Source organism: Streptomyces sp. SID5785 (assembly GCF_009870065.1).
Taxonomy (GTDB): domain Bacteria; phylum Actinomycetota; class Actinomycetes; order Streptomycetales; family Streptomycetaceae; genus Streptomyces.
The window spans coordinates 1-4,343 of the sequence record NZ_WWIA01000740.1 but is presented as its reverse complement, the minus strand read 5'-3'; the positions used below and the strand labels follow the sequence as shown (position 1 = coordinate 4,343).

Annotated in this window: 3 protein-coding genes and 1 pseudogene; 2 read left to right on the top strand and 2 right to left on the bottom strand. The window is 74.8% G+C overall.

Features of this window, described 5'->3' with window-relative positions; genetic code table 11:
• Positions 1–87: pseudogene (locus GTW43_RS24285) on the top strand (glutamine synthetase); the annotation flags it as partial.
• A 71-nt stretch (positions 88–158) separates the two neighbouring features.
• Here GTW43_RS24285 and GTW43_RS24280 read toward each other — a convergent pair.
• Together GTW43_RS24280 and GTW43_RS24275 are read right to left on the bottom strand one after the other, a co-directional pair.
• Positions 159–578 (bottom strand): VOC family protein, encoded by a 420-nt coding sequence (locus GTW43_RS24280; protein ID WP_161304159.1) that lies wholly within the window; start codon positions 576–578, stop codon positions 159–161.
• Between the two features lie 53 nt (positions 579–631).
• Complete coding sequence (locus GTW43_RS24275) at positions 632–1,063, bottom strand: VOC family protein (protein WP_161304158.1); 432 nt, start codon at positions 1,061–1,063, stop codon at positions 632–634.
• Positions 1,064–1,269: 206 nt separating this feature from the next.
• Here GTW43_RS24275 and GTW43_RS24270 point away from each other — a divergent pair, with 206 nt between their 5' ends.
• Entirely contained in the window at positions 1,270–4,269 is a 3,000-nt protein-coding gene (locus GTW43_RS24270; protein WP_161304160.1) for a bifunctional [glutamine synthetase] adenylyltransferase/[glutamine synthetase]-adenylyl-L-tyrosine phosphorylase, read from the top strand.
• Positions 4,270–4,343: the final 74 nt, after the last annotated feature.

Sequence of the window (4,343 nt, the reverse complement as noted above, 5' to 3'; positions counted from 1 at the left end):
TTCCTGCGCAACAAGAAGCAGGAGTGGGAGGAGTACCGCTCGGAGGTCACCGCGTTCGAGCTGCGGAAGAACCTGCCGGTGCTGTAGGCCGCGCCGGGACACGGGCCGCGGCCGGGACACAGGCCGCGCCGAGGGCTAGGCGCGGCCCGGGGGCGGGCCTAGGAGAGGGCGTCGCGCAGTGGCACGGTCTCCCGGCGGCGGAACTCCTGGATCGCCCAGCCGTTCCCGTCGGGGTCCGTGAAGTGCATGAACGTGCCGCCGTCCGACGGCCCGAACTGCACGGGCTCCGAGACCTCGAGGCCGCGCGCCGTCAGTTCCTCGCGCGCGGCCTTGATGTCCGTCACGACCAGCTGGAGGCCGTGGTAGGTGCCCGGCGTCGGGGTGCCCGTCGGGATCGGGACGCCCTCGGACAGGACGATCGAGCAGCCCGAGCCGGGCGGCGTCAGCTGGACGAGCCGGGAGCCGGGCATCAGCTCCGTGTCGACGTCGCAGCGGAAGCCGACCTTGTCGACGTAGAAGCTCTTGGCCCGGTCGAGGTCCGAGACGGGCAGCGGGATCACTTCGAGGGTCATGTCCATACGGTCACCGTAGGCGCGGACGGCGCCCGCGTCAGAGGAAGACGCGGGCCCGCTCAGCGCTCCGCGAGCGGTGACGGTGCCTCCTGGACCGTCCAGCCGTTGCCGTCCGGGTCCCGGAAGAACATGAACGAGTTCCACTCGCCGCCCGGGCCGTCCTCCCAGCCCTGCGGGCCCGCGTGCTGCACGAGGGACACGGCCACGCCGCGCGCCACCAACTCCTCGCGGGCCGCCGCGATGTCCGTGACGCACACCTGCAGCCCGTTGAGCGAGCCCGGGGTCATCGCCTGCTGGTCCGGGGCGCCCGGCAGCCCCTCCGCCAGGCTGATGGAGCAGCGCGAGCCGGGCGGCGTCAGCTGCACGATCCGGATGCCGGGGGCGACCTCGGTGTCGAGGTCCAGCGTGAACCCCACCTTCTCCGCGTAGAACTCCTTGGCGCGGTCCACGTCGGAGACGGGGACGACGACCACTTCGAGGGTCCACTCCATGACCTGATCCTTTCGGGCGTGCGGACACGGCGGGGGTGCGGTGTCTGCATCCTCCCGTCCCGGGACCGACTCCGCACGCGCGCACGACTCATCGGTGACCCCCGGTGCGCAGTAGGCTCGGCACCGGGCGTGTGATCGGACAGGAGGCCGGGATGTCGGTGCCGCGGACGGAGGGGGGCGCGGAGCGCTCCTCGCAAGGGCGGGGGCTGGAGACGGGCGGGCGCAGGAGCAGTACGTTCACCCGGCTGCTGCGGCACGGATTCACCGACCCGTCCACCGCGGAGCGGCTGCTCGACGCCGACGCGCTGTCCGCCGTGCGGTCCGACCCGCTGCTGCTGGACGCGCTGGGCGCCACCGCCGACCCCGACCTGGCCCTGCTCGGCCTCGTCCGGCTCGCCGAGGCGCAGGAGCGGGAGTCCGGGGAGACGGGCCGCCGCGAGCTCCTCGACACGCTCGTCACCGCGAAGCCGCTGCGCGACCGACTCTTCGGCGTCCTCGGCGCCTCCGAGGCACTCGCCGACCACCTGGCCCGGCACCCCGGCGACTGGCAGGCCCTCGTCACGTACGAGCCGCGCGATCTGCACCCGGGCATCGAGGAGTTCGAGCGCGGGCTCGCCGAGGCCGACGACCCGGTGTCGCTGCGCGTCGCCTACCGCCGCTGCCTGCTGTCGATCGCCGCCCGCGACGTGTGCGGCACCACCGACATCGCGCAGACCGCCGCCGAGCTCGCCGACCTCGCGACGGCGACCCTGCGCGCGGCCCTCGCCCAGGCCCGCACCGCCGCGCCCGGCGACGCCGCGCTGTGCCGGCTCGCCGTCATCGCGATGGGCAAGTGCGGCGGCCACGAACTCAACTACGTGTCCGACGTCGACGTCATCTTCGTCGCCGAGGCCGTCGACGGCGCCGACGAGGGCAAGGCCCTGCCGGCCGCGACCCGGCTCGCCTCGCACATGATGCGGATCTGCTCCGAGACCACCGTCGAGGGCGCCATCTGGCCCGTCGACGCCAACCTCCGCCCGGAGGGGCGCAACGGCCCGCTGGTGCGCACCCTCGCCTCGCACCTCGCGTACTACGAACGCTGGGCCAAGACCTGGGAGTTCCAGGCCCTCCTCAAGGCCCGCGCGGTCGCCGGCGACCCCGAGCTCGGCGCCGCGTACGTCGCCGCCGTCTCGCCGCTCGTGTGGCAGGTCGCCGAGCGGGACAACTTCGTCGTCGACGTGCAGAAGATGCGCCGCCGGGTCGTCGCCAACATCCCGGCCGGTGAGGTGGACCGCGAGCTGAAGCTCGGCCCCGGCGGTCTGCGCGACGTCGAGTTCGCCGTCCAGCTGCTCCAGCTGGTGCACGGCCGCTCCGACGCCTCGCTGCGCAGCGGCACCACCCTGGACGCGCTCGCCGCCCTCGCCGACGGCGGCTACATCGGCCGGGTCGACGCCGTCCAGCTCGACGACGCCTACCGCTTCCTGCGCACCCTCGAGCACCGCATCCAGCTCTACCGGCTGCGCCGCACCCACCTCGTCCCCGAGGACGACGCCGACCTGCGCCGCATCGGCCGCTCCATGGGCATGCGCGGCGAGCCGATCACCGAGCTCAACCGCGCCTGGAAGCGGCACACCTCCTCCGTGCGCCGTCTGCACGAGAAGCTGTTCTACCGGCCGCTGCTCGACGCCGTCGCCCAACTGGCGCCCGGCGAGACCCGGTTGAGCCCCGAGGCGGCCCGCGAGCGGCTCGTCGCGCTCGGCTACGCGGACCCGAGCGCCGCCCTGCGCCATCTGGAGGCGCTCGCCTCCGGCGTCTCCCGCAAGGCCGCCATCCAGCGCACCCTGCTGCCCGTGCTGCTCGGCTGGTTCGCCGACTCCGCCGACCCGGACGCGGGCCTGCTCGGGTTCCGCAAGGTCTCCGACGCGCTCGGCAAGACGCCCTGGTACCTGCGGCTGCTGCGCGACGAGGGGGCCGCCGCGGAGAACCTGGCGCGCGTCCTGTCCGCCGGCCGGCTCGCCCCCGACCTGCTCATGCGGGCCCCGGAGGCGGTCGCCCTGCTCGGCGACCCCAAGGGCCTCGACCAGCGCGCCCACGCCCCGCTCGAGCAGGAGGTGCTCGCCGCGGTCGGCCGGGCGGACGGCGCCGAGCAGGCGGTCGCCGCCGCGCGCGGGGTGCGCCGCCGTGAGCTGTTCCGCACGACCGCCGCCGACCTCATCGCCTCGTACGGCACGGAGGACCAGCCGGTCGTCGCCGACCAGGGCGCGCTCGTGGACCGGGTCGGCACCGCCGTCACCGACCTCACCGCGGCGACCCTCGCGGGCACGCTGCGCGCCGTCGTCCGGGCCGGCTGGGGCGACACGCTGCCCACCCGCTTCGCCGTCATCGCCATGGGCCGCTTCGGCGGACACGAGCTGGGTTACGGCTCCGACGCCGACGTGCTGTTCGTGCACGAGCCGCGCGAGGGGGTCAGTGACCACGAGGCGGCCCAGGCGGCCAACAAGGTCGTCGCCGAGATGCGCCGGCTGCTCGCCCTGCCCAGCGCCGACCCGCCGCTGCTCATCGACGCGGACCTGCGCCCCGAGGGCAAGTCGGGCCCGCTCGTGCGCACCCTGAAGTCGTACGAGGCGTACTACCGGCGCTGGTCCCTGGTCTGGGAGGCGCAGGCGCTGCTGCGGGCCGAGCCGGTCGCGGGGGACGGCGATCTGGGCCGCGCCTTCATCGACCTCGTCGACCCTCTGCGCTACCCGGCCGAGGGGCTCGGCGACGACGCCGTCCGCGAGATCCGCCGGCTCAAGGCCCGGATGGAGTCCGAACGGCTGCCGCGCGGCGCCGACCCCACGCTGCACACCAAGCTGGGCCGCGGCGGGCTGTCGGACGTCGAGTGGACCGTGCAGCTGATGCAGCTCCAGCACGGCTGGGAGGAGCCCGGGCTGCGTACGACCCGCACCCGGGAGGCCCTCGCGGCGGCCTGCGCGGCGGGGCTGATCCCGGCGGAGGACGCGGCCGTCCTCGACGAGGCCTGGGTCCTGGCCGCGCGGGTGCGCAATGCGGTGATGCTGGTGCGGGGGCGGGCCGGGGACACGTTTCCGTCCGACGGGCGGGAGCTCGGGGCGGTGGGGCGGTACCTGGGGTACGACCCCGGGCACGTCGGGGACATGCTGGACGACTACCGGCGGATCACGCGGCGGGCGCGGGCGGTGGTGGAGGAGCGGTTCTACGGGGCGTAGGCCTTGGGCGGCGGGCGGCGGGTTTCGTTGCCGGGTGCGCGTTGGTGGGGGCTGGTCGCGCAGTTCCCCGCGCC